Here is a 22,912-nt window from a genome sequence, read left to right on the forward strand (position 1 = left end):
CGCCCCCGGGCTCAGACCTGCTCGGTGCTGGCAAAACGTTCGCGGTAGGCCTGGGGCGTCACCCCCAGGGCCCGCAGCAGGCTGCGGCGCAGGGTTTCTTCACTGCCAAAACCGCATTGGGCGGCGATGCGCTTGATCGGCAGGCCGGTGTCGGCCAGCAGGCGCCGGGCGGTTTCCACGCGGATCAGTTCGATGGCCCGGGCCGGGGTCTGGCCGGTGTCGGCGCGGTAGTGACGGACGAAGCTGCGCTCGCTCATGCCCGCCTGCTGGGCCAGGATCGGCAAGGTCAGCTCGCGACTGAGATTCTCGGCAATCCAGGCGTGCAAGCCATCGAAACGCCCGCCGCTGTTTTGCAGCGACAGGGTCACGCTGAACTGCGACTGGCCGCCCGGGCGCTTGAGAAACACCACCAGTTGCCGGGCCACATCCAGCGCCGCCTCGCGCCCCAGGTCGGCCTCCACCAGGGCCAGGGCCAGGTCGATACCGGCGGTGACTCCGGCCGAGGTCCACACCGGGCCATCGTTGATAAAGATCGGATTGGGCTCCACCCGCAACTGCGGGTATTGCTCGGCCAGTTGATCGCAGCGGGTCCAGTGGGTCACCACCCGGCGCCCGTCCAGCCAGCCACTGGCGGCCAGCAAAAAAGCCCCGGTGCAGACCGAGGCCACCCGCCGCGAGGCCGTTGCGCGCTGGGCGACCCAGGCCACCAGCTGCGGGTCCCGAGCCGCCTCGTAGACGCCCCAACCGCCGGCAATGATCAAGGTGTCGCAGGCCACCTCCGGCGCCGGCAGGGCCTCGGCCAGCAGCGCCAGCCCCGATGAACTCAGGGTCGCCCCGCCCGGGTTGGCAATGACCCTGGGGTTGTAGGGCAAGGGCAAGCCCAGGCCACGGGCCCGGTCATTGGCCGAGGCAAACACCTGCAACGGGCCGGTGACATCCAGCAACTGGGCATTGGCGAAGGCCAGGACAAACACATTTTTCGCGGAGCTGGACATGATTGGCGTAAATCGAGGGCAGGTTGGCGTATGCGCCAAATCCTAGAACGCTAGAGTCAAGCCGTCCACCCCACCCACACAAGGAACAGGCCATGACAGTGCAGATAGGTTTTCTGTTGTTTCCAGAGGTTCAACAACTGGACCTGACCGGTCCCCACGACGTGCTGGCCTCGCTGCCCGACGTACAGCTGCACCTGCTCTGGAAGGAAACCGGGCCGGTGATCGCCAGCTCCGGCCTGGTGCTGCAGGCCACCACCGGCTTTGCCGACTGCCCGCCCCTGGATGTGCTCTGCATTCCCGGGGGCGCCGGTGTCGGGCCCTTGATGGAAGATCCCCAGACCCTGGCGTTCATCCGTCGGCAAGCGGCCCGGGCGCGGTATGTGACCTCGGTGTGCACCGGCTCCCTGGTGCTTGGCGCCGCCGGCCTGCTGCTGGGCAAGCGCGCCACCACCCACTGGGCCTACCACGAACTGCTGGCACCCCTGGGGGCGATCCCGGTGCGCGAGCGGGTGGTGCGTGACGGCAACCTGCTGACCGGCGGCGGCATTACCGCCGGCATCGACTTCGCCCTGACCCTGGCCGCCGAACTGTTCGACGCCGCCACCGCGCAGCGGGTGCAACTGCAACTGGAGTACGCCCCGGCGCCGCCGTTCGAGGCCGGCAGCCCGGACACCGCCCCGGCCAGCGTGGTGCAAGAGGCCCGCAGCCGGGCAGCGGACTCCCTGCACAAGCGCCGGGAGATCACCCTGCGGGCGGCTGCCCGACTGCAAGCCGGTTGAGCCGCGCAACGCCTCCTCCCTTCAGGCGCGGCGTACCTGCCCATGGCGATCATTGCTCAGCAACTGAGCAATGGCGCCGTCACCATAAGTGCGTTCGACTTTGGAAATCACCACCTGATAACCGGCGTACCAGCGCCGGTACTGGCGCTTGGCTTCCAGGTGCCTGGGGTGACGGGCAAAGGCCTGGATCGAAGCCTCATCCTCCCAGTAATAACTGGCATTGATCAGCGCCTGATCCGCGCTGGTCCAGGATTGGGCGCCGACAAAGCCCGGCAAGCTGATGGCAATTTCGTCGATCAGCGCGCTGAGGCGATGGAACTCCTCGTCCCGCTGGCCCGGCTTATAGATAAAGGCGGCGATGTACATGCTTGAACTCCGTTGAGGTGATAAGTCAGACCGGCCGGGCCAACAGTGCCAGGCGCAAAGCCAGCGCCAGCAACACCGCCGCCAGCAGCCAGGATTGCAGCCGGGCAAAACGTGCCGTCGTGCCGGAGAAGCTCCGTGTCAGGAGCGCGCCGAAGATCCCCAGGCTGGTGTGAAAGATTCCGCTGACCAGGGTCAGCAACAGTCCCAGGACTACCAGCTGCAAGGCGATGCTGCCGTGAGCCGGCCGGACGAATTGCGGCAGGAACACCATGAAGAACAACAACGCCTTGGGGTTCAGCAGGCTGTTGCACAGGGCCCGGACAAACACCGTGGACAGCGGCACCCGGACGGCATCGACGAGGTTCAAGGCGCCGTTACCCGCCAGGGCTTTCCAGGCCAGCCACAGCAGGTAGGCGACCCCGGCATAGCGGAGCAGATCGAACGCCGGTGGCCAGCTGGCCACCACGGCGGTGACGCCTGTGGCCGTGAGCAGGGTCAGGCCGATATCCGCCGCGCCAATCCCCAACCCCGACGCCACCCCACCGCGCCAGCCATAGGCCACGCCATGGCTGATGACAAAGGCCATGTTGGGCCCCGGCGACAGCAGCAACAGCAACACGGCACCCAGGAAGATCGACAGAGTGGAAAGGTCCGGCATGTGCGCGCTCCTGCGCAAAAGCCGCTAGATTAGGCCCCCTATCTGATACAAACAAAAAAGTGTTCTAGATACACAAGGTGGCCGAGCATGCGCCGTACCCGCTACAAAACCATCGTCGATCACTTCGCCCAGCGCATCCGCGCCGGCCAGCTGTGCCCAGGCACCCAGCTACCAACGGTTCGGGCGCTGATGGCCAGCGAGCAGGTGGCACTGGCCACGGCGCTGCGGGTCTACCACGAGCTGGAAGCCATCGGCCTGGTGGTGGGCGAGCCCGGGCGCGGCACCTTTGTCCGCGACACCAGCCTGCCCCGGGGCATGGGCCTGGAACAGCACCCCGCCGGCGCCGCCTCGGTGGACTTGTCGTTCAACTACCCGTCCCTGCCCGGCCAGGCGGAAAGCCTGCGCGAGGGCCTGCGGGCGATTGCCGCCTCCGGCGACCTGGATGCCCTGCTGCATTCCGCGCCCCAGGGTGGGCGCCCCCATGAGCGCCAGACCGCAGCGCGGCACCTGCGCAACCGCGAGATCCGCGTCGCCGCCGAGCAGGTACTGATCGTCAACGGCGCCCAGCAGGGGCTGGCGGTGAGCCTGCTGGCGCTGCTCCAGCCCGGGGATATCCTGGCGGTGGACGCCCTGACCTACCCGGGTCTCAAGACCCTGGCCCAGGTCCAGCGCCTGGACCTGGAACCACTGCCGCAACACAACGGCCAGATGGACCTCGACGCCCTGCAGGCCCTGTGCCGCCGGCGCCCGGTGCGGGCGCTGTACTGCATGCCGACCCTGCACAACCCACTGGGCACAGTGATGCCCCTGGCCGAACGTCGACGCCTGGCGCAACTGGCCCGCGAGCATGACCTGCTGCTGATCGAGGACGGCGCCTACGCTTTCCTCGCCGAACCGGCACCGCCGCCACTGCAGACCCTGGCCCCGGAGCGCACGCTGTACATTTCCGGGCTGTCGAAAAGTGTCGCTTCGGGATTGCGCCTGGGGTTTATCGTCGCGCCGCCGGAGATGATCCCGGCCCTGGAGCGGGCTATCCGCGTGTCGACCTGGAGCACCCCGTCGCTGACCGTGACCCTGGGCTGTCGCTGGATCGAGTCGGGGCTGGTGGACAGCCTGGAAGAGCAGAAGCGCAACGATGCCCGCAGCCGCCAGCAGCTGGCCAGGCGGGTACTCAAGGACTGCGATGTTCAGGCCTGGCCATCGTCGTATTTTCTCTGGCTGACATTGCCTGAAGGCTTGCGAGCCGAGGCCGTGGTGTCGGCCCTGGAGCATCAGGGGGTGACGGTGACTTCGGCAGAACCCTTCGCCACCACCGCTCACGTGCCCCAGGCTTTGCGGGTAGCCCTGGGCTCCATTGGCCTGCCGCTGCTGGAACAGGCCCTGGTAAAAGTCCGCAACGAAGTCACCCGCTGAGCGTGAGCACTCCGGGTTGCGGCCAGCACATCACCCGCCGAACTCAACCACTATTCGTAGGAGCCGGCTTGCCGGCGAAAGCGACCTGAACAGCCCCTTCGCCGGCAAGCCGGCTGCAGGGTTTATCGAGGACTGCGGTACTGGAAAATGCAGACGAAAAAAAACCCGCCGAAGCGGGTTTTTTCCAAGACCATCATGACTTCCTGTCTGCAGCATCCGTGCTAATGGTCGATCTTCCTTGATCCTGAGCGCTTCCTGCGCTGCAGTTGTGGGAAAGAAGATTAAACACAAAGCCCGGTGCGCAGAAGGCGCATTGAATTACAGCGCGTGTAGGAAATTCGCTATAGCTCACTTACGCAAACCCCTAGCTCAACACGCCAGTGCCTGAATGGCCAAAGCCGCGACTTTGAGCTGGTGGCGGGCTCCGGCCTGGTGGTCATCCTGGAGGAACCAGGCGGCGGACAGGCCACTGAACGCCAGCACCCATTGCACCAGGCGTCGAGGGTCGAGCTGCGCCGCCGCGGCGATCACCTGCACCTGCCGGGCAAAGCGCAGTGGATCAGTGGCACTGGGCAAGTCCGGATTGCAGATCAGGTTGGCAAAGTCGAAGGTGCGCTCGCCGTACACGCGTTTTGGGTCAATCACCCGCCAGCCGCGCTCGCCGAAGTCCAGCACGTTGTCGTGGTGCACATCGCCGTGCAGTACCACGAGGTCCCGAGGCGCGGCCAACAGTTGCTCGGCCATGGCCAGGCTATTGAGCAGCAAGCCACCCTGCTGTTGCGCTGCCTCGCGCAGATCCTTGAACCAATGATCCAGGGGCAGCAACGCCGGCCAGGGTTGCGCACGTGGCGCATGCAGGCGCGCCAGCGTGGCGCAGACAATGTGGCTGACGGCGTCGTGCTCGCCCGCCAGGGCCATGCGCATCAATGAACGCGAGCCCTGCGCGCGTTCCATCAACAGCGCCTCATCCTCCTGGGCATAAACCTGCGCCGCGCCCTCCCCGGCCCACCAGGCCATCAGGCGGTTACCGCCCTGCTCGTCCTCATCCAGGGCGAGTTTCAGCATGGCTGGCGCGCCGTCTTCCAGGCGTACGGGCAGCAAACGGCTGCCCGGGGTGACGATGGCCTCGCCATCGGGCAGCAGACGCCAACGTTCGAGATAGGTTGCGAACAAAAGAACAGCTCCAAGCGGTAAGCGGCAAGTTTCAAACACCACGACTCGATCCGCAACGTGCCGCTTGCCGCAAACGACTTCAGCGCAGCTGCAAGTGATTTTCTATGTTGCTCATCTGCTCGTCCCAACCACGGCTGTTCATGCGAAAGGCCTTGAGCCGACGCTCGCTGGGAATGCCGTCGAAGCCCGATTCGACCACCCGCAGCAAGGTGCCGCCGCCATGGGGTTCCAGTTCGAACTGCACCAGGGTGGTGGGCTCCGCCGAGTAGTCATGGGCCGGGTCAACGGGGTAGGGATGCCAGCGAAAGGAAAACAGCTCTTCGGGCAGCATCTGCTCCACCTGCACATCCCAGGTCAGGTGTTCATAACCTGGGTAAGTGACCGCCCCCCGGGTGCGTTGGCCGGGAGCGAAATGCTGGCCCTGCAGGGCCACGCCGAACCAGCGACCGAAGGTCTCGGCTTCACTCAGTGCCGCCCATACCTGCGCCGGACTGGCATGCAGCAGGATCTTGCGTTCGATGCGATCTGAAGAGTTCATGGATCACCTCCAGTGATGAGCACTAGCTCTGTACGGAAACTACCTGATCTTCGTTCGGCGGGTTTTCGTACAGACCTTAGACCTCTGTGAGTCCAGCGCAACCTTTATCTGGCCGAAGGCGCGACTGATCGTCCCCAACGAAAAATGCTACTGTCGCCGGCGCCACTGCACCTCTACTTTGCAAAGGATCTGCCATGCCCCTCTCCCTGATCGACCGCTACCGTGGCAGCCTGCTGGGCCTGGCCTGTGGCGACGCCGTCGGCACCAGCGTCGAATTCAAGCCCCGTGGCAGCTTCACGCCAGTCACCGATCTGCTGGGCGGCGGCCCCTTCAACCTCAAGGCCGGACAGTGGACCGACGACACCTCCATGGCCCTGTGCCTGGGGGAAAGCCTGTTGCGCAAGGACGGCTTCGACCCGGCCGACCAGATGGGCCGCTACCTCAATTGGTGGCAATGGGGCTATTTGAGCGCCACCGGCGAGTGCTTCGATATCGGCATGACCGTGCGCCAGGCCCTGAGCGACTTCCAGGAACACGGCCAGCCCTTCGCCGGCGCAACCGACCCGCAAACCGCCGGCAATGGTTCGTTGATGCGCCTGGCGCCCGTGGTGCTGTTTCACTACCCCGACCTGGCCCGGGTCCGTGAATTTGCCGGCGCCAGTTCCCGCACCACCCACGGCGCCGCCGAAGCCGTCGAATGCTGCCAGTTGTTCGCCGGGCTGATTGCCAAGGCCCTGGGTGGCGCCAGCAGGGTGGAACTGCAACAGCTCGATGATCAGGCGTTCAGCCAGCCCAAGGTCGCGGCATTGGCCCAGGGCGGCTACCGGGAGAAAAGCCGCGAGCAGATTCGCGGCAGCGGCTACTGCGTCGACTCCCTGGAGGCCGCGCTGTGGTGCTTCCAGCACACGGACAGCTACGCCGAAGCGGTGCTCGCCGCCACTAACCTGGGGGATGACGCCGACACCACTGCCGCCATCGTCGGTCAGCTGGCCGGAGCCTTTTATGGGGTCCAGGGGATACCGCCGCACTGGCTGGCCCAACTGCACATGGGCGATGACATCCAGGCCATGGCCGACGACCTGCTACAAGCCTCGCAACGCCACGCCTCTGCCCGACCACTCAACGGCAGTTGCCTGTGCCAGGGCGTGCAATATCAAGTGCAACGCCTGGACATGCCCATCGGTCACTGCCATTGCCGGACCTGCCGCAAGGCCCATGCCGCGGCCTTTGCCTCCACCGCCGGGGTGATGCGCGAGCACTTTCGCTGGACCCGGGGCCAGGAGCTGCTGAGGGCGTTCGAGTCCTCGCCGGGCAAGCTGCGGCACTTCTGCTCGGTCTGCGGCTCTCACTTGCTGGCGGAGCGGCCGGGCCAGCCCCACGTGATCCTGCGAGTGGCGACCCTGGACGATGATCCGGGGCAGACGCCACAGGTGCATATCTGGACCTCCCACGATGTGCCCTGGCTGGCCGACGAAGCGCTGGAGCGCTGGCCCGAGTGGCAACCCAGCCGCGGCTAGACTGTTTTTTCTCATTGACCGATTGCGAGACTTTCCATGCGTCCGATCCTGCTTCTGGCCCTTGCGCCGCTGCTGCTGGCTCCATTGGCCCAGGCCTACGACTGCAACAGCAGCACCCAGACCGATATGAACCTGTGCGCCAACGCCCTGAACAAGGCCGCGGACAAGGAGCTGAATACCCTTTACCAACAGATCAACCAGCGCCTGAAAGACCAGCCACGCAGCAAAAAGCTGCTGGTCAGCGCCCAACGCGCCTGGCTGGCGTTCCGCGATGCCGAGTGCGGTTTTTCCACCTCGGGGGTGGAAGGTGGCAGCCTGTATCCGGTGGCCTACAGCAACTGCATCACGGCCTTGACCAAGACTCGGGTGGAAAGCTTCAAGCAATACCTGAAGTGCGAGGAAGGGGATTTGAGCTGCCCGGTACCCAGGCAATAGGAGCGGGCTTGCCCGCAAAGCATCGGTGAGGACGCCCCACAGCGTGCGGGCCTGTTCGCCGGCCCGCCGGCTCCTACCACAGGAGCCGGCGGCGGGAGACGCAGTCAGCGGATGAAGATCTGCGCGGTGGTGATGGCCATGTCGCCCCCGGGCAAGGTGATCTTGCCGATCTGCTGCATGCTCTGCACATCGAAGATCGCTACGTCGTTGAAGGTCCCCGACAGGTAGATCTTGGTCCCCGCCCGGTTGAACGAGATGCAGTAGTAGGAGTGTTCCAGGGTTGCAGCCTGGAGCAGCTTCTTCTGCTTGATGTCGTACTTGGCCAGGCGGTTGAGCACGCCGAACATCAGGTTCGGGTCCTTGGGCGAACGCATGCCGCTGAAGTAGATTTCGGTCAGGGGGCCGAAGTCGGTGGTCTCGGTCTTGCCGGTCGCAAGGTCGACGCTGAACAGTCCGTACAGCGGCTCGGCGGTGGCCGGGTCCTGCTGCTTGTCCTTGAACTTCGCGGCGGTGTAGAGCAGCGAGAAGTCATGCCGGTAGGTTTGCTGGTTCCACACGTAGAGCACGTCCGGAGCGCTGTAGTTGGGACGTTGCCAATGGCGGCTGGGGATCAGCACCTCGAACTTGCCGGTCTTGACGTCAACCTTGTACAGGTCCGGCCCGGCCACATACAGGGTACCGTCATCGCCGCTCTGCATGATGGTCAGCTGGCGCGGCGCGGGGAAGCTGCGCACCGGCTTGGCATTGAGCCCGGCGTCGGTGGCGTAGACATCCAGCCGCGGTTCCTTGACCTCGTAGCGATCATTGAGCAGCAAGGTCGGGTTGGCCACGGTGTACAACTCCTTGCCGTCGTGGCTGACGGTGAAGGCGAACATCGAGCGCGCCTTCTCCCCCGGGTGCTGGGTGATGCTGGCGTGGAACACCTGCTTGCAGCTGTCGAGCTCGACGCCGTAGACATCCGCGTAGTGGTTGTTCAACACGTAGGCGATCTTGCGGTCCGGCGACAGTTGCACGGTGCCGGGGCCGAAGGCGTCGGGCATCTTGCAGGTCTTGTACAGGCTGTCGTTGGCCAGATCGATGACGTGCAGGTTGTTCGGGTAATTGGTGGTCACCATGTATTCGTGGCCACTGTTGAGGGCCAGGCCTTCATCGGCCAGAACGCTGAACGAGCAGGCGCCGAGAACCGCGAGTGCGACCAGGCCGCAGGCTTTGATGCTGTGCATGCTGGAATCCTTCTTCTTGTTCATCACTTGTCTTTCGGGAAGACAGTGCCGAGGTTGCGCCAGTTGTCGTTGGAGGCCTGGGCGTCCTTGTTCCAGTCGGGGTAGGTGCTCATCATGTCCGGCACCTGGGCCGGCCACCAGCACGGGTCGGAGCAGCCATAGAGGTCGGCCTCCATGGGCTGGCACAGGGACGAGACCCCGCCAAAGGCGTCGATTTCCCAGCCCGGGTCGGTGGTGGAAGCGCAACCGGCCACGGAGTTCATCGCCAGCACGTCTTCGATCCGGTCCTGGGCCGCAGCCTCGGTCAGTTTCTGAGCTTTGTTATTGATCGGCTTGAGATGTTTCATGTCAGTGGGCCTTGCGCGGAGTGATGTAAGTGCTGATGAACGCAGGGTTGTGCGCCATGATCCGGCTGTAGACTTCGATGCCGAAATCCACCCAGTCACGCATCAGTTCGCAATAGTGATAGGTCGGGTGCGCCGGGTCGCCGTAGCGGGCGTAGCTCTCGTGGTAGCAGCCACCGGAACACAGGTTGCGGATGCGGCAGCTGTCGCAACCGGTGTGGATCCGGTCCAGGCGCTGGGACAGGAAGTCGTTGAGTTGCACCTGCTTGACTCCGCCGTCATGCACGTTGCCGAAGGTCGGCAAGGTTGAGCCGGTAAAGCGGTGGCACAGGTTCAGCTCACCCTTGTGGTCCACCGCCAGCATCTTCAGCCCGGCGCCGCAGGGCAGCGCCTTCTTGTGGCCTTCGTGGATGTCGGTGATCAACTGGTGCAGGTTGGAGAAACCGATATTGCGGTGCTCCAGCGCCGCCTCCAGATAACGCCGCCCCAGGCGCTTCATGCTGGCGAAGACCTCGATCAACTCCTCGCTGCTGAGGTTGAAGCTGCTGATGTCGCCCGAGGTCACCGGGGCGAATCCCACCTCGGCAAACCCCAGCTCGTTGAACAAGTGGTCCCAGATGGTCTCAAGGTCGGTGACCCCGGTGGTCAGGGTCACCCGCGCCCCCACCGGGCGGCTGTTGTAACGCGCCAGGAGCATCTGCGCCTTGCGCCGCACCACGTCATAGGTGCCCTGCCCGCCCACGGTGATGCGGTTGCGATCGTGCACGGTCTTGGGCCCGTCGATGCTCACCGACAGCCCGAAACGATGAGCGTTGAGGTAATCCACTACCTCCTCGGTCAACAGCGTGGCGTTGGTGGTCATGACGAACTCGACGAACTTGCCGGCCGCGCTAAAACGCTGTTCGCAGTAGTCCACCATGGCCTCGATCAGCGGCCGGTTGCTCAGGGGCTCGCCGCCGAAGAACACCACGGTGTAGCGTTCTTCGTCCGGGGATTCCTGGAGCAGCATCTCCACCGAGGCGATGGCCGTGTCCAGGCCCATCTTCTTGCCTGCCGAGGGCTTGTCCAGGTCTTCCTTGTAGCAGTAGGTGCAGCTCAGGTTGCAGCCAGTGTTGACGTTGAGCACCACGGTATTGATTGCCGTGCGCTCGACCCGCTTGACGCCGATTTCCGGGGTCAGGGGCGAGCCGTCGCTGACCAGCTCCAGGGCGATCAGCTCGCGCAGGGTGTCGCTGACATCCAAGCCGTCGTAAGCGCCAGCCAGCTGTTGGATCAAGTCTTCCGGGGTACAGCCGGGCCCGCGCAGGGCATCGATGATGCTGCAGGTCAAGGCATCGCTGGCGAACAGCGAACTGCTGGGGATATGGAACAGCATGCGGTCGGCGTCCACCTGCACTTCATGCAGGTTGCGCTCCACCAGATTCAGAATTGCGCCCATTACAACCTCCTGTGCAAGCCCCGCTTTCGGGGCCTGCGGTCATTGCCTGAAAGTGTCTGTCGGTAGCGTTCGACGGCCTTCAGGGAATGGGTGGATTGTTCCAGCGTTGCACGGTGACGATCAGTTGGCCCTCGCCGGTCAGGGCCTTGCCGGCGTCATCCACGGCGGCGATCACCTTGAGGTTGCCGGCGTTGTTGGTGGACATCTTGCGCTGCGGGTTGGGCCCCGCATCGCCGGGGGTGAACACCCCGCTGTCGGCCTGCATGCTGCCGGCGTACTTGACGTCTTCGTCCTTGGCCGCCTGCTCGTCGAAGGCCTCGACCTTCCATTGCGCCGGCATCACGCCGATGCGATAGGCCTTGCCGTCGGCGCCCTGGCCCCAGGCCTCGGCATCGAAACGCCCCTGGACCTTGGGCGTCGAACCGCCGCCGTCACCCACTCGCGCCACGGCGAACGCCGGCACCACCTTGACCTCGGCGATGCGCTTGTACACCGCCAGCGTGGCGCCCTTGAGGCTGCCGACACTGACTTCGCGCAGCCCCGGCTGGGCGCTGGCCGCCGCCTTGAGCTTGAGGCGGATGCGCTCCGGGCTCTGCTCCAGCACCTGCACCACCTCGACGCCCTTGCCGAAGCTCGGGGTGCCGGAGAGGCCCGCGCCCACCAGGGTCACTTCAGCCTCTGCGCCGGCCTTCAGGTAACCCGGCTGCACAGCCAGCAGACGCTGGCTGCCCTGTTTGGCGGCGATGAAATCCAGGCCGCGCTCGTCATGCTCGGCCTCGAACATCCGCCCTTGCAGGGCGTTGCCCTGGGCCGCCAGCACCTGGCGCATGACCACGCCGTCGACCGTGACATTGCCGCGCCACTCATAACCGCTGTAGAGGATCGCGCTGCCCTGGCCATTGAACGGGCTGCCATCGGCGTACTGACCCTTGACGCTGACCTTGAACTGATCGCCTGCCTCGGCGCTGACGCTCATCACCCCGGCCAGTGCGCCCTTGCCCGGTAGATGGCCGCTGAAGCTCCAGTCGCCGGCCAGTGCCGCCGCTGGCGGGCGGGCCTGTTGCCAGGCCTTCCAGGCCGGGTTGTCGAGGGGGTAACGCTGGGCCAGCAAGGGCACCATGTCCTTGAGGGCGGTGGGCAACCACTCGCGGTCCCGGGACAGGGCCTGGTACTCCAGGGACGGCCACTGGCCGAGGTGGAAGTTCACCAGGCGCTCCCATTCCTGGGCCGGACGCCGTTGCAGGGCAATGCGCGCGCCAGAGTGACAACGGGCGCACATCTGGGTGGTCTGCTCGTCGAAGTGCTCGACGGTGTTCAAGCGCCGCTCCAGGGCGTAGCGCACGCCGTCGGTCTCGCTGGGGGCCAGGCCCTGGGTATCGGCGAGGTACTTGACCAGGGTGCGGCGCTCGTCATCGCTGATTTGCAGCCCGTGCATGACCTGCATGCGGGCAATGCTCATCAGCCAGCCTTCCGGGGTCTTGCGCTGATGGCTGATGCGGCTCAGGGCGCCCCCGGCCTCGGGGGTGTGGCAGCCCTGGCAGGTTTCCTTGAGGATGCTCTGCGCATCCCGGGCGGCGAAACTCGAAGGGGCATGCAAGGCGCTACAGGTGGCAATGGCCAGCAGGCTGGCGCTCAGCCTAAGGCGGAGTTTTCTCTTCATCAGGGTCGAACCTCCCACGGTGCTTTCTTATTTTTAGCGAGTCGTTTTTTTGGTTTCTGCCATGTCCGGCGATACCGGCCATGGAGGCAAGAGAAACGTCTGAAGCTATGCAATACACGGAGCGTGCCAGCTTACAAACCAGCGCCCGATCAATGACTTAGACAGATGCCCGGAGCGCCATCGGGCTGATGGGTGTTACTCGACGTACAATTTCGCGACAAACGTCTCAGTCTGAGACAGGGTTTAGCGCTGTACCTGTGGTTTTCTTTGCAATTGGATCTTGCATTTATCCGGCGCCACCGCAGAATCTTCCGCGCTTTGCCCGCCCCGTGTTTCGGGGCGCTCTGCACTACCCCTCATTTACAAGGAACCTGAAGTTCATGGATAGAAGCGCCTGTGCCCGTCTCGGCTCGCTGATCCTCTCGTTGTCTGCTCTGACCCTGGTTGGATGCAAGGAAGACTCCAGTCCCAAAACCACCACCCTCGCGCCGGCCCCGGCTCCGGCGGCCATGGTCATGCCGATCTGCGCCAATGGCGAATGCGCCGTACTGGACCAGAACGGTGCGGTACTGGTCAGCGCCGACAATGACTACGACGCCGTGGTCGCCATGCCCCTGGAAAAGAGCTTCCTGTTCGCCAAGGACGGCACCTGGAACCTGGCCAGCGCCGATGGCAAGCAAATCATCAAGGCCGACTTTACCGATGACCTGCGTCTGCTGACCCCCGGCCTCTTCGGCTTCGGCCAGGACGGCAAGCTGGGGATCATCGACCAGGCCGGCCAGCAGATTCAGCCACCGCGCTTCGACGATCTGTACGTGGGCGGCAACGACGATTTCATCGTCTACGAGATCGGTGGCAAGCGCGGCATTCTCAGCGCCACCGGGCAGGTGCTCACCGAAGCGGTGTTCGACAGCAGCATGGTCCGCGACGATTTCGCCAAGCGCGGCTGGTGGATGATCGCCGAGCGTGGCAGTGACAAGTGGGCGCTGAACCTCAAGACCGGCGAGCAGAAAAAGATCGACTTCGACAGCATCGACGACTTTGCCAACCAGCATCTGGTGGTCAGCACCGAACAGGGCAAGGCCCTGGCCGATGCCAAGGCCCAATTGATCAGCGCCGCCACCTACAACTGGATGGGCGAGCCGGGAGACGGCCTGGTGGCCTTCCGCGAACAATACGACAGCCCCTGCGGCTACATGGACTTCCAGGGCAAGACCGTGATCCAGGCCCAGTTCGGCACCTGCCAGGTGTTCGGTAAGCAGGGCGCGCTGGTCACCGCCAAGAATGCCGACGGCAGCTCCGGCAAGGCCGGGTTCATTGACCGTCAGGGCCAGTGGAAGGTGCAGCCGGTCTATGACTCGGCAGACCCGGCCGGCTTCAGCCCCCTGGGGATGTTCAAGCAGGTATCGGGGCTGAACCAGGTCGCGGTGCTGCAGAACGTGTTCAGCGCCACCTTCGGCATCTTCGATGTGGACAAGGGCGTCGAGCTGTTCAAGCCCACCTACGCCCAGATCGGTGCGATCAACGCCGACCTGTTCGTCTTCAGCACCGCCAACAGCCCGACCAAGCAGGCCACCCTGTTCGGCCAGGCCACCCAAGTGCGCACCGTGGGCCTGATGGACGCCAGCGGCAAGGTGCTGGTGGAGCCGGGCCAGTACGTCGATATCCATCTGGATGCCAGCGGCCACTACCTGCTGGCCACCGACGACACCTCGCCCCTGGCCACCTCGGCCCTGTATGACCTCAAAGGCAAGCGCCTGATCGCCAGCAAGTGGCAGGAGCTGGTGGTGGACCAAGCCCGCGGCGCAATCTTCGGCTATGCCGTGGAAGGCCTGGGCGACGACCAGACCCGCAGCCTCAAGGCCCTGTATCGCCTGGACGGCACCCCGAGCTTCCAGGTCAGCCAGGTGGAGTGCGGCGCCGAGCAGGTGCGTGACGGCCAGGACAAGGTGCTGTGGCCGGTCAACCCGCAGGAGCACTGCCCACAACCGGACGAAGAAGAAGACCAGGGCGAAGGCGACAACGCTCAGGGCTGAGGCCCTGGGCGAGCTGGTCACGGTGGCAATCAAGCCTGCTAGGATGCGGGCTTGATCGATTCAGCCAACCGGCCCGGATGGGGCCCGACAGGAACTGTCCCATGCTCAACGCTCTGCTTTTCGACCTCGATGGCACCCTGACCGACACCGACGCCCTACACCTGCTGGCCCTGCAACAGTTGTTGCAGGAGGAGGACGGCCGGGTGTTCACCGAGCAAGAGTTCGCCGCCCACGTCAGTGGCCAGGCCAACGCCAACATGTGCCGCTACCTGTTCCCCGAGCGCAGCGTGGCGGAACATGAAGCCTTCGCCGAACGCAAGGAAGTGCGTTTTCGTCAATTGTCCCCCCAACTCAAGCCCATGCCCGGCCTGCTGCGCCTGCTGGACTTTGCCGCCGAGCACGGCATTGGCGTGTGTGTGGTGACCAACGCCCCGCGGGCCAACGCCGAGCACATGCTCAAGGTGCTGGGCCTTGAGGAGCGTTTCCAGACGGTCCTGGTGGCCGAGGAACTGCCCCGGGCCAAGCCCGATCCCCTGCCCTACCTCAGCGGCCTGGAATGCCTGCAAGCCAGGGCCGAGCATTCCCTGGCCTTCGAGGACTCGGTCCCCGGGCTGACCGCCGCGGTCAAGGCCGGCATCTGCACCTTCGGCCTGGCCACCAGCCAGCAACCACAGACCCTGCTGAATGCCGGCGCCCATCGGGTGATCCAGGACTTCGACGACCCGCAACTGTGGGCCGAGATTCATCGCCGCCTCAACCTGGCCTGAAGGACGGGCCGCCACCAAGCCGGGCCCCCATAAAGGCACGAGCATGGATCAGGTCTTGAAAGGAATGTCGCTGGAGCGTGCAGCGGGACGGTTGGCGCAGGCCAATCAGAGCGGAAACAACAGGTGAGGAGCGATAGCTGGGAAGCAAACAGGTGGGAAACAGCAGGTGGGAAACAGCAGGTGGGAAACGAGAAGCAGGAAAAGGCAGGAAGGAAAAAGTGCTCGCCCATCACTTCGGCAGTGGCACCTAAGCCGAAGTACCCCCTTTGGCTGGGCGAGCAGGGAGGAATATACGCAGGTGCTGGGGACGGTCCTATCGGACAGATCCTAAAACGCCGTGCGATCTGGACAAATGACTTTAGGCTTTTTCCTCAGCACGACCTTTTTTTCACAGGACTTTCACCTCGCCTCCCTTAGATTGATTGCCATTCCTGAACGAATCCCATTTGGCCCGCCTATAGCGGGCTTTTTTTTGTCCGGGCATCCGGCGGCCGGCACAACAAAGGGCCGGCCACGGACCTGAGTCGCTCAGCGAGTCGCGGGCTCCAGGACGGATTTCGAGGCTGGGGTGAACCTCAGCACTGGTTCCGGATAAAACCGCGCCGCGGCATTGATCACCGCCTGCACCGAAGCGGTGACGGTATTGGCATGGCACCCGGCGCCAAAGCGGGAACCGGCAACCCCTGGCCACGCCGCTTCAACAATGGCCAGCGCCTGTGCATCGGCCCCTGCTCCCAGGTTGCGCTCTTCAAAACTGTCGATGCGCAGGGGCAAGCCCAGGGCGGCCGAGGTCGCGGCGACAGGTCCGTTGCCCACTCCACGCAAGCACAGCGCCGGGTTCCCGGGGGTGGCGATCCGCAACTCGATGCCCTGCCCCTCGGGGGCATCGAACAATCGGTGACCGAGATACTGCAGGCCGGCCGTTGCCTGCGTGCAAGCCAGATAGGTGCGCTGGAACACCTCCCATAAAGCGTCACTGCTCAACTCGGCATCACTGGCATCGGCCAGCTTCTGCACGATGGCGCTGAATTCGATCTGCATGCGCCGAGGCATGACGATGCCGTGGTCGCGCTGCAGCAGGAAGGCGATTCCACCTTTGCCGGACTGGCTGTTGACGCGCACGATGCTGTCGTAGGTCCGCCCCAGATCCTGCGGATCGATGGGCAGATAGGGCACCTCCCAGAAACCGTCGGCCGCCTGGGCGGCAAAGCCCTTGGCGATGGCGTCCTGGTGCGAGCCGGAAAAGGCGGTGAACACCAGATCGCCGACATAGGGATGGCGCGGGTGGATCGGCAGCGCCGTGCACGCCTCGGCGACCCGGGCCACCGCAGCGATATCGGAAAAATCCAGCCCGGGGCTGATGCCCTGGGTATAGAGATTCAGGGCCAGGGTCACCAGATCCAGGTTGCCACTGCGCTCGCCATTGCCGAACAGGCAACCCTCGACCCGCTGGGCCCCGGCCAGCAACGCCTGCTCGGCACAGGCCACGCCGGTGCCCCGATCGTTGTGCGGGTGCACCGACAACGTCACCTGATCACGGCGCTCCAGGCGCTTGTGCATCCATTCGATCTGGTCGGCAAAGACATTGGCGGTGGCCACCTCGACGGTGGTCGGCAGGTTGATGATGATCGGGCGCCCGGGGCCGGCGTCCCAGGTGCGGATCGCGGTGTTGCACATGCGCAGCGACACCTCAAGCTCCGCCATGCAGAAGGTTTCGGGGGAGTACTGCAACACCCATTGGGTTTCCGGGTGCTGGTCGGTCAAGTCGCGCAACAGCCTTACATGGCGCTCCACCAGGGCCTCGACCTCGTCCACCGAAAGCCCGAACACCACGCGCCGCCAGACCGGGGCGATGGCGTTGTACAGGTGGACGATGACCCGGCGCGCGCCCTGCACACTGCGTACGGTTTCGCGGATCAGGTCCTCGCGCAGTTGGGTCATCACCATGGGCGTGACGTCGGCGGGAATCCGTTGCTGTTCCACAAGCTCACGAACCACCTCGAAATCGGTACGCGAAGCGGCGGGGAATCCCACTTCGATTTCCTTGAAGCCCAGGCGCACCAGCTCCTCGAACAGGCGCAGCTTGCGCTCGCGGTTCATCGGCTCGAACAGCGCCTGGTTGCCATCGCGCAGGTCGGTGGAGAGCCAGATCGGCGCCTGGGTGATGGTGCGTGACGGCCACTGGCGTGAGTCCAGGTCCACGGGGGCAAAGGCACGATATTTGGTATGGGGATGGGCGAGCATACTGACCTCGAAAGCACAATGGAGAAGGCGATGGATCTCCCCCGCTTTCAGCATGGAAAGCGCTTCGAGGCCGGAGTCTGGGGGAGATCAGCCTGGGTGCCAGCTTCCTGGCAGCACCGGCAGACCCCGGCCGTAAGGCAGGGGTAGGGCTAGTAGCAGGGTCAGGAACCGGGGATTCATGGGCGGTGGCAACCGTCTGGACGAAAGGAATGACTGGCAGTCTAGGGGGCTGCCATCTGAATGTACTGCGCTAAACAGCCTTTTATTATCGCGAAATGGACATTTGAATTTATGATGGTCGCCCCATGATCCCTTCCGCTCCGGAGGCGCTGCGCTGCATGTCCGATCTGCTGGTTGTCTCGTCCATCGATAGCCTGGCGCTGCCGGTCACCAGCATCGCCGTGGATTACCCCAACGGCCATGCAATACCGGCCCACAGTCACCCTCGCTCACAACTGGCCTATGCCATCGAAGGCGTGCTGGTGATCGACACCGAATCCGGACGCTGGGTGGTACCGCCCAGTCGCGGGGTGTGGCTGCAGGCAGGTGTCGAACACCGGGTGCGGATGCGCGGCGCAGTGCGCATGCGCAGCCTGTTCATCAACGCTGATGCCATAGACGGCCTGCCCGAGCATGACTGCGTGATCGAGGTCTCGCCTTTGTTGCGCGAGCTGATCCTGGCCGCCGCCCAGGTCGGCACCCAGTATGCGCCGGACAGCCGCGACGGCCGCCTGATGCGCCTGATCCTCGATGAGATGCGCTCGCTGCCGGTGCTGCCGTTCAGCCTGCCCTGGCCCCATGAGCCGCGCATGCTGCGGGTGTGCCAGGCGCTGGCGGACGACCCGGCGGACAATCGCACCGCCGAGCAATGGAGCGACTGCCTGGCCATGAGCGCCAAGACCTTCCATCGCCAGTTCCAGCGCCACACCGGCATCACCTTTGGCCGCTGGCGCCAGCAGGCGCGCCTGCTGATGTCCCTGGAATGCCTGGCCGAGGGCATGCCGGTGGTGCAAGTGGCGCTGCAACACGGCTACGACAGCCAGAGCGCCTTCGCTGCCGCCTTCAAGCGCCAGTTCGGCACACCACCGTCGGAGTTCTACCGCTGAGGGCTCAGGCCCGGCGCAGCAACAGGCCGGCCACCACGCACAACAGCATGGCCAGCCCCGCCAGCAGGAAGGCATCGCTGTAGGCCAGCAGCAAGGCGTCGCGGTGCAGCACCTTGTCCATCAGGCCCAGGGCTTGCTGACGCAACGGCGCCAGCGCCGCCGAGTGCAGGGCACTGGCGGACTCCACCGGCGCCTGGGCCAGCAGCCGCACCAGCTCCAGCAAACGCTCCTGGGTGGCCTGGGCAAACAGGTTGATGGACTCACCGATGCGCTGGGCATGAAGCTTCTCGCGCTCCACCACGATCTGGCTGGACAGCGCGATACCAATCGCCCCACCCACGTTGCGCACCATGGAGAACAGCCCGGAGGCCGAGCCCACCTGATCCTTTTCCAGCCCCTGGATCGCCATCACCCCCAGCGCCACCACCACCAGCGATTGGCCGATACCGCGCACCACCAGCGACGGCACGATGACGTTGACCGAGGCATCGGGGTTGAGGTGGATGTTCATCAGGCAGCCGATGCCGGTGATGGCGAAGCCGGCAATGATGATGGTGCGAGCGCTGGTCCAGCGCATCAGGCGCGGGGTGGCGAACGACATGACGAACTGGATCAGGCCGTAGGGGATCATCATCAAACCGATCTGCCGGGCGTTGTAGCCATGGATCTGGGCAAAGTAGTTGGGCACCAGGAACACCACGCCGAACACCACCGCACCGAAGGTGAATTGCATCAGGCTGGCAATGCCGAAGTTGTAGCGGCCCAAGAGGCGCAGGTTGATCAGCGGCTGCTCGCGGCGCAATTCGATGGCCACGAAGGCCAGTAGGCCGAGCGTGGCCAGGACCGCGCAATTGAGGATGAAGCCCGAGGCGAACCAGTCATGACGGCCGCCCTCCTCCAGCATGATCTGCAACGCCGAGAGGCCCACGGCCATGCTGGCGATCCCGCCCCAGTCGCCCTGGCGCAACCTTGCCAGGACCATGGGCTGGGGCCGCACCGACCAGCCGATGGCCGCCAGCAGCAACAGCCCCGGCGGCACTTGCAGGTAGAAGATCCAGCGCCACGAATAGGCATCGGTGAGCCAGCCGCCCAGGGACGGCCCGGCCGCCTGGGCCACGTTGTTGGCCACCGCGAACAGGGCCATGCCCATGGGGTGCCGGGCCGCCGGCAGCTCGGTGACGATCAGTTGGAACGACAAGGGAATCAGCACCCCGCCAAAGGCCCCTTGCAGCACCCGGGCGAAGATCAGGCTGTGGATATTCGGTGCCAGGGAGCAGGCAATCGAGAACAGCACGAAACCGGCGGTGCCCACCATCAGCACCCGGCGCATGGAAAACACCGACACCAGCCAGCCGGTCATGGGAATGATGATGATCTCCGCCACCAGGTAGGCGGTGGTGATCCACGAACCCTCCTCGAAGGTGGCGCCCAGGGAACCGCGTACGTCCGGCAATGAAGCGTTGGTCACGTGCACGTTCATCCCGGCCATGAAGCAGCCCACCACGCTGCCCAGTACCGCCACCCAGGTGCGCAGGGAAATCGCCTGCGCGCCCACCTCGCCCGCGGTGTCCTGTACCGCCTGGGCACTAGTCATGACGGGTATCCACGCTCACCACCACCGACATTCCGGGGCGCAGTTCCGCCTGTCGCGCCTGCCCCGGATCGAGGCGGATGCGCACCGGCATGCGCTGCACGATCTTGGTGAAGTTGCCGGTGGCGTTGTCCGCCGGCAGCAGGGCGAATTCGGCACCGGAGGCCGGGGCAAAACTCTCCACCCGGCCCAACAGCACGTGGCCGCCCAAGGCATCGACCTCGACCCGCGCCGGCTGCCCGGGGCGCATGCCGTCGACCTGGGTTTCCTTGTAGTTGGCCACCACATAGGCGTCCTCGGGCACCACCGCCAAGAGTGGCGCGCCGACTTCGACATACTGCCCCAGGCGCAGGCGGCGCTGGCCGGCGATACCGGCCACCGGGCTGCGGATCAAGGTGCGCGCCAGATCGATACGGGCCAGCTGCCGCTGGGCACTGACCCGGGCCACGCCCGCTTCGAGCTTGTCCAGTTGCGCCCGGGCGCTTTGCTGCTCGGTATCGAGCACCTGCACCTGCTGGCGCCGCGCCGCCAGCGTAGCCCGGGCCGCCCCCAGCGCGGCATCGGCCTGACGCGCCAAGGCCGCGGCGCTTTCCAGTTGCTGCACGCTGCTGACCTGCTGGCTGGCCAAGTGCTGCTGGCGCCGCCCTTCCTGGCCGGCCCGTTGCGCCTCGGCCTCGGCAGCGCCGACCCGGGCCTGGGCCTCGGCGATCAGGCTCTGTTGCTGTTGCTGACGGGCTGCCAGATTGGCCAGCCGCGCCTGCCCGGCACGCTGTTCGGCCAGGGCCTCGCGCAGCGCCGCCTCGGCCTGTTCGACCCGGGCCCGATAGTCGCTGTCATCGATCCGCGCCAGCAGGTCGCCGGCCTTGAGCGACTGGTTGTCCTGGACCTCGACCGTCGCCAGGTAACCGGCCACCTGGGGCGCAATGGTGACGATGTCCGCCCGCAGGTAAGCGTCGTCGGTCTCCACCAGGAAACGCCCGCTGAACCACCAGTTCAGGCACCAGGCCAGGATCAGCAACAACACCAGCGCCAACCCGGCATAACCGAGCAAGCGACGGCGGGTGACGGCTTGCGCCGGGGAAACGGAAACAGGGTTCTGGGTCATGGCACAGGCTCGTCGGAAGTTCGCAGGAAAGGGTTGGCCGCCACCCGGTTCGGCGGCGGCAGGACAATCGGCGGTGCGCTGCGCCAGCCACCGCCCAGGGCCTTGAACACCAGCACCTGGGCATCGATCACCGCCGCGTCGGCCTGCGCCGCCGCGGCCCGGGTGCGCACGGCGCTGCGCTGGGCGTCGAGGTAATCCAGGGCGCTGGAAGCACCGGCCGCGCGGGCCAGCCCGGCCAGGTGCAAGGCCTGGTGGTCGCGCTCGGCCGCCAGGTGCAGGGCCTCCTGGCGCTGCAACTTGGCCTGGTAGTCGCTCAAGGCTTGCTGCTGCTCTTTCAAGGCCGCCAGGATGCTGCGGTCAAAATCCGCCAGCGCCGCGCTTTCCCGGGCGTCGGCCTGGGCGATGCGCGCGCGGGCGGCATTGAGGTTGGGCAAGCTCCAGGACAACAGCGGCCCCAATTGCCAGACCGAAGCGTCGCGCTCATCGAAACCCGAGGGCTGGTGCGCCGACGTGTAGACCCCAGCCCCCAGGCTGACCCGCGGATAGAGGTCGGCCCGGGCCACGCCGATGCGCGCCGTGGCCGCTGCCAGCCGGCGCTCGGCCTGGCTCACATCGGGACGCCGGCGCAGCATCGCCAGGGCATCGCTTTGAGGCATGGGCGAACCCAGGCGCGGGGCCTGGTGACAAGCCTCGGCCGCCGCCGGTGCAGCGCCCGGGGGACGCCCCAGCAGTACCGCAAGCTCAGCCAGGGCCCGCTGCCGCCCGGCCTGCAACGGCGGCAAGCTGGCCTGCACCTGGCCCACCAGGCCCTCGGCGCGCACTACATCCAGAGTCACCGCGGCGCCGGCCTGATACAGCTGGGCGCTCAGGGCCCGGCCCTGCTCCACCAGTGCCAGGGACTCGCCGGCCACCTGCAGGCGCTGGCCGTAGCTGCAAGCCTGCAACCAGGCGCGGGTGGTTTCCGCGGCCACCACCACCCGCAGGCCGTCCTCGGCGGCCCGCGCCGCCTCGGCATCGGCCCGGGCAGCATTCGCCAGACCGTGCAGGCGGCCGAACAGGTCAGCCTCCCACTGCACATCCAGGCCAAGCCCATAGCGGCTGCCGGTGCGAATCCTCTGGCTGTCCTGCAAGGCGGCTTCCAGCTGATCATCCGCAGTACTGCCGTAGCCGGCCCGGGCCGTCACCTGGGTGGCGGGCTGGCGCAGGGTATCGGTTTCGCGCAGCAGCGCCCGGGCCTGCAGCAGGTTGGCTGCGGCCATCCGCAGGTCGCGGTTCTGGCTCAGGGCCTCCTGCACGGCGGCATTGAGCCCCGGATCACGGTAGAGCTGCCACCATTGATCGAGCCCCTGCTCGGCCGCTGCATCCAGCTGGCTCACAGGCAGGGGCACAGTGCTGCCGGGCGGCCGTTCCGGCCCCAGGGTGCAGCCGGCCAACAGGGCGCACAGGGCCCATGCAGGCCTTGGGTAAATGGGCATGGGAAGTACTCACGGATTCAAAGCGGCTACTGTAGAAACCCTCACTGGC

At 65.5% G+C, this 22,912-nt stretch carries 20 protein-coding genes and 1 pseudogene; 8 read left to right on the top strand and 13 right to left on the bottom strand.

The window, feature by feature from the left end:
- Window positions 1-11: 11 nt before the first annotated feature.
- On the bottom strand, window positions 12-995 hold the full coding sequence (locus DWF74_RS05830) for a GlxA family transcriptional regulator (RefSeq protein ID WP_115580571.1): 984 nt from the start codon (window positions 993-995) through the stop codon (window positions 12-14).
- A 92-nt stretch (window positions 996-1,087) separates the two neighbouring features.
- Here DWF74_RS05830 and inhA point away from each other — a divergent pair, with 92 nt between their 5' ends.
- Window positions 1,088-1,774 carry an isonitrile hydratase gene (gene inhA, locus DWF74_RS05835; RefSeq protein WP_115580572.1) on the top strand — a complete coding sequence of 229 codons (687 nt, stop codon included), beginning with the start codon at window positions 1,088-1,090 and terminating at the stop codon, window positions 1,772-1,774.
- A 21-nt stretch (window positions 1,775-1,795) separates the two neighbouring features.
- On the opposite strand, the gene DWF74_RS05840 is transcribed toward inhA, so the two are convergent.
- Together DWF74_RS05840 and DWF74_RS05845 are read right to left on the bottom strand one after the other, a co-directional pair.
- The gene (locus DWF74_RS05840) at window positions 1,796-2,140 is read right to left on the bottom strand and encodes an antibiotic biosynthesis monooxygenase family protein (protein WP_102861775.1); all 345 of its coding nucleotides are present in this window, start codon (window positions 2,138-2,140) and stop codon (window positions 1,796-1,798) included.
- A gap of 25 nt (window positions 2,141-2,165) precedes the next feature.
- Window positions 2,166-2,798: a LysE family translocator gene (locus DWF74_RS05845; RefSeq protein WP_102861776.1), complete on the bottom strand. Its 633-nt coding sequence runs from the start codon at window positions 2,796-2,798 to the stop codon at window positions 2,166-2,168.
- An 87-nt stretch (window positions 2,799-2,885) separates the two neighbouring features.
- Here DWF74_RS05845 and DWF74_RS05850 point away from each other — a divergent pair, with 87 nt between their 5' ends.
- Window positions 2,886-4,211, top strand: a complete 1,326-nt coding sequence (locus DWF74_RS05850; RefSeq protein ID WP_115580573.1) for a PLP-dependent aminotransferase family protein — start codon at window positions 2,886-2,888, stop codon at window positions 4,209-4,211.
- 369 nt (window positions 4,212-4,580) lie between these two features.
- On the opposite strand, the gene DWF74_RS05855 is transcribed toward DWF74_RS05850, so the two are convergent.
- Entirely contained in the window at window positions 4,581-5,384 is an 804-nt protein-coding gene (locus tag DWF74_RS05855; RefSeq protein ID WP_115580574.1) for an aminoglycoside phosphotransferase family protein, read from the bottom strand.
- Between the two features lie 79 nt (window positions 5,385-5,463).
- A complete protein-coding gene (locus DWF74_RS05860; protein ID WP_115580575.1) occupies window positions 5,464-5,922 on the bottom strand; it encodes an SRPBCC family protein in 459 nt (152 codons plus the stop codon).
- Between the two features lie 194 nt (window positions 5,923-6,116).
- Between DWF74_RS05860 and DWF74_RS05865 the strand changes: the two are divergent.
- The 3 genes and pseudogenes from DWF74_RS05865 to DWF74_RS05870 all read left to right on the top strand — a co-directional run.
- Window positions 6,117-6,938: pseudogene (locus tag DWF74_RS05865) on the top strand (ADP-ribosylglycohydrolase family protein); the annotation flags it as partial.
- Window positions 6,939-6,989: 51 nt separating this feature from the next.
- Window positions 6,990-7,439 carry a GFA family protein gene (locus DWF74_RS30610; protein ID WP_308412655.1) on the top strand — a complete coding sequence of 150 codons (450 nt, stop codon included), beginning with the start codon at window positions 6,990-6,992 and terminating at the stop codon, window positions 7,437-7,439.
- A gap of 36 nt (window positions 7,440-7,475) precedes the next feature.
- Complete coding sequence (locus DWF74_RS05870; RefSeq protein ID WP_115580577.1) at window positions 7,476-7,874, top strand: lysozyme inhibitor LprI family protein; 399 nt, start codon at window positions 7,476-7,478, stop codon at window positions 7,872-7,874.
- Window positions 7,875-7,978: 104 nt separating this feature from the next.
- On the opposite strand, the gene peaD is transcribed toward DWF74_RS05870, so the two are convergent.
- From peaD to peaA, 4 genes are all read right to left on the bottom strand, one after another.
- Window positions 7,979-9,097: a quinohemoprotein amine dehydrogenase subunit beta gene (gene peaD, locus DWF74_RS05875; RefSeq protein WP_115582425.1), complete on the bottom strand. Its 1,119-nt coding sequence runs from the start codon at window positions 9,095-9,097 to the stop codon at window positions 7,979-7,981.
- Window positions 9,098-9,120: 23 nt separating this feature from the next.
- Window positions 9,121-9,444, bottom strand: a complete 324-nt coding sequence (gene qhpC / locus DWF74_RS05880) for a quinohemoprotein amine dehydrogenase subunit gamma (protein ID WP_102861784.1) — start codon at window positions 9,442-9,444, stop codon at window positions 9,121-9,123.
- 1 nt (window position 9,445) lies between these two features.
- Window positions 9,446-10,879: a quinohemoprotein amine dehydrogenase maturation protein gene (peaB, locus tag DWF74_RS05885; RefSeq protein ID WP_115580578.1), complete on the bottom strand. Its 1,434-nt coding sequence runs from the start codon at window positions 10,877-10,879 to the stop codon at window positions 9,446-9,448.
- 79 nt (window positions 10,880-10,958) lie between these two features.
- Window positions 10,959-12,539 carry a quinohemoprotein amine dehydrogenase subunit alpha gene (peaA, locus tag DWF74_RS05890; RefSeq protein WP_115582426.1) on the bottom strand — a complete coding sequence of 527 codons (1,581 nt, stop codon included), beginning with the start codon at window positions 12,537-12,539 and terminating at the stop codon, window positions 10,959-10,961.
- A 380-nt stretch (window positions 12,540-12,919) separates the two neighbouring features.
- Between peaA and DWF74_RS05895 the strand changes: the two genes are divergently transcribed.
- Together DWF74_RS05895 and DWF74_RS05900 are read left to right on the top strand one after the other, a co-directional pair.
- Window positions 12,920-14,575: a WG repeat-containing protein gene (locus DWF74_RS05895; RefSeq protein WP_115580579.1), complete on the top strand. Its 1,656-nt coding sequence runs from the start codon at window positions 12,920-12,922 to the stop codon at window positions 14,573-14,575.
- Between the two features lie 101 nt (window positions 14,576-14,676).
- Window positions 14,677-15,342, top strand: coding sequence for an HAD family hydrolase (locus DWF74_RS05900; protein WP_102861788.1), 666 nt, complete (start codon window positions 14,677-14,679; stop codon window positions 15,340-15,342).
- A 528-nt stretch (window positions 15,343-15,870) separates the two neighbouring features.
- On the opposite strand, the gene DWF74_RS05905 is transcribed toward DWF74_RS05900, so the two are convergent.
- The gene (locus tag DWF74_RS05905; RefSeq protein ID WP_115580580.1) at window positions 15,871-17,586 is read right to left on the bottom strand and encodes a 2-isopropylmalate synthase; all 1,716 of its coding nucleotides are present in this window, start codon (window positions 17,584-17,586) and stop codon (window positions 15,871-15,873) included.
- A gap of 338 nt (window positions 17,587-17,924) precedes the next feature.
- Here DWF74_RS05905 and DWF74_RS05910 point away from each other — a divergent pair, with 338 nt between their 5' ends.
- Entirely contained in the window at window positions 17,925-18,692 is a 768-nt protein-coding gene (locus tag DWF74_RS05910; protein ID WP_102861806.1) for an AraC family transcriptional regulator, read from the top strand.
- Between the two features lie 4 nt (window positions 18,693-18,696).
- Here the strand turns inward: DWF74_RS05910 and DWF74_RS05915 are convergent, their stop codons facing one another.
- The 3 genes from DWF74_RS05915 to DWF74_RS05925 are packed head-to-tail and all read right to left on the bottom strand — an operon-like array spanning window position 18,697 to window position 22,863.
- Window positions 18,697-20,286 carry a DHA2 family efflux MFS transporter permease subunit gene (locus DWF74_RS05915; RefSeq protein WP_115580581.1) on the bottom strand — a complete coding sequence of 530 codons (1,590 nt, stop codon included), beginning with the start codon at window positions 20,284-20,286 and terminating at the stop codon, window positions 18,697-18,699.
- On the bottom strand, window positions 20,279-21,388 hold the full coding sequence (locus tag DWF74_RS05920) for an HlyD family secretion protein (RefSeq protein ID WP_115580582.1): 1,110 nt from the start codon (window positions 21,386-21,388) through the stop codon (window positions 20,279-20,281). Before DWF74_RS05920 ends, DWF74_RS05915 begins: the two co-directional genes overlap by 8 nt.
- Entirely contained in the window at window positions 21,385-22,863 is a 1,479-nt protein-coding gene (locus DWF74_RS05925; RefSeq protein WP_115580583.1) for an efflux transporter outer membrane subunit, read from the bottom strand. The genes DWF74_RS05920 and DWF74_RS05925 overlap by 4 nt, the downstream gene beginning before the upstream one ends.
- Window positions 22,864-22,912 lie beyond the last annotated feature (49 nt).

Source organism: Pseudomonas protegens, assembly GCF_003363755.1.
Taxonomy (GTDB): domain Bacteria; phylum Pseudomonadota; class Gammaproteobacteria; order Pseudomonadales; family Pseudomonadaceae; genus Aquipseudomonas; species Aquipseudomonas danubii.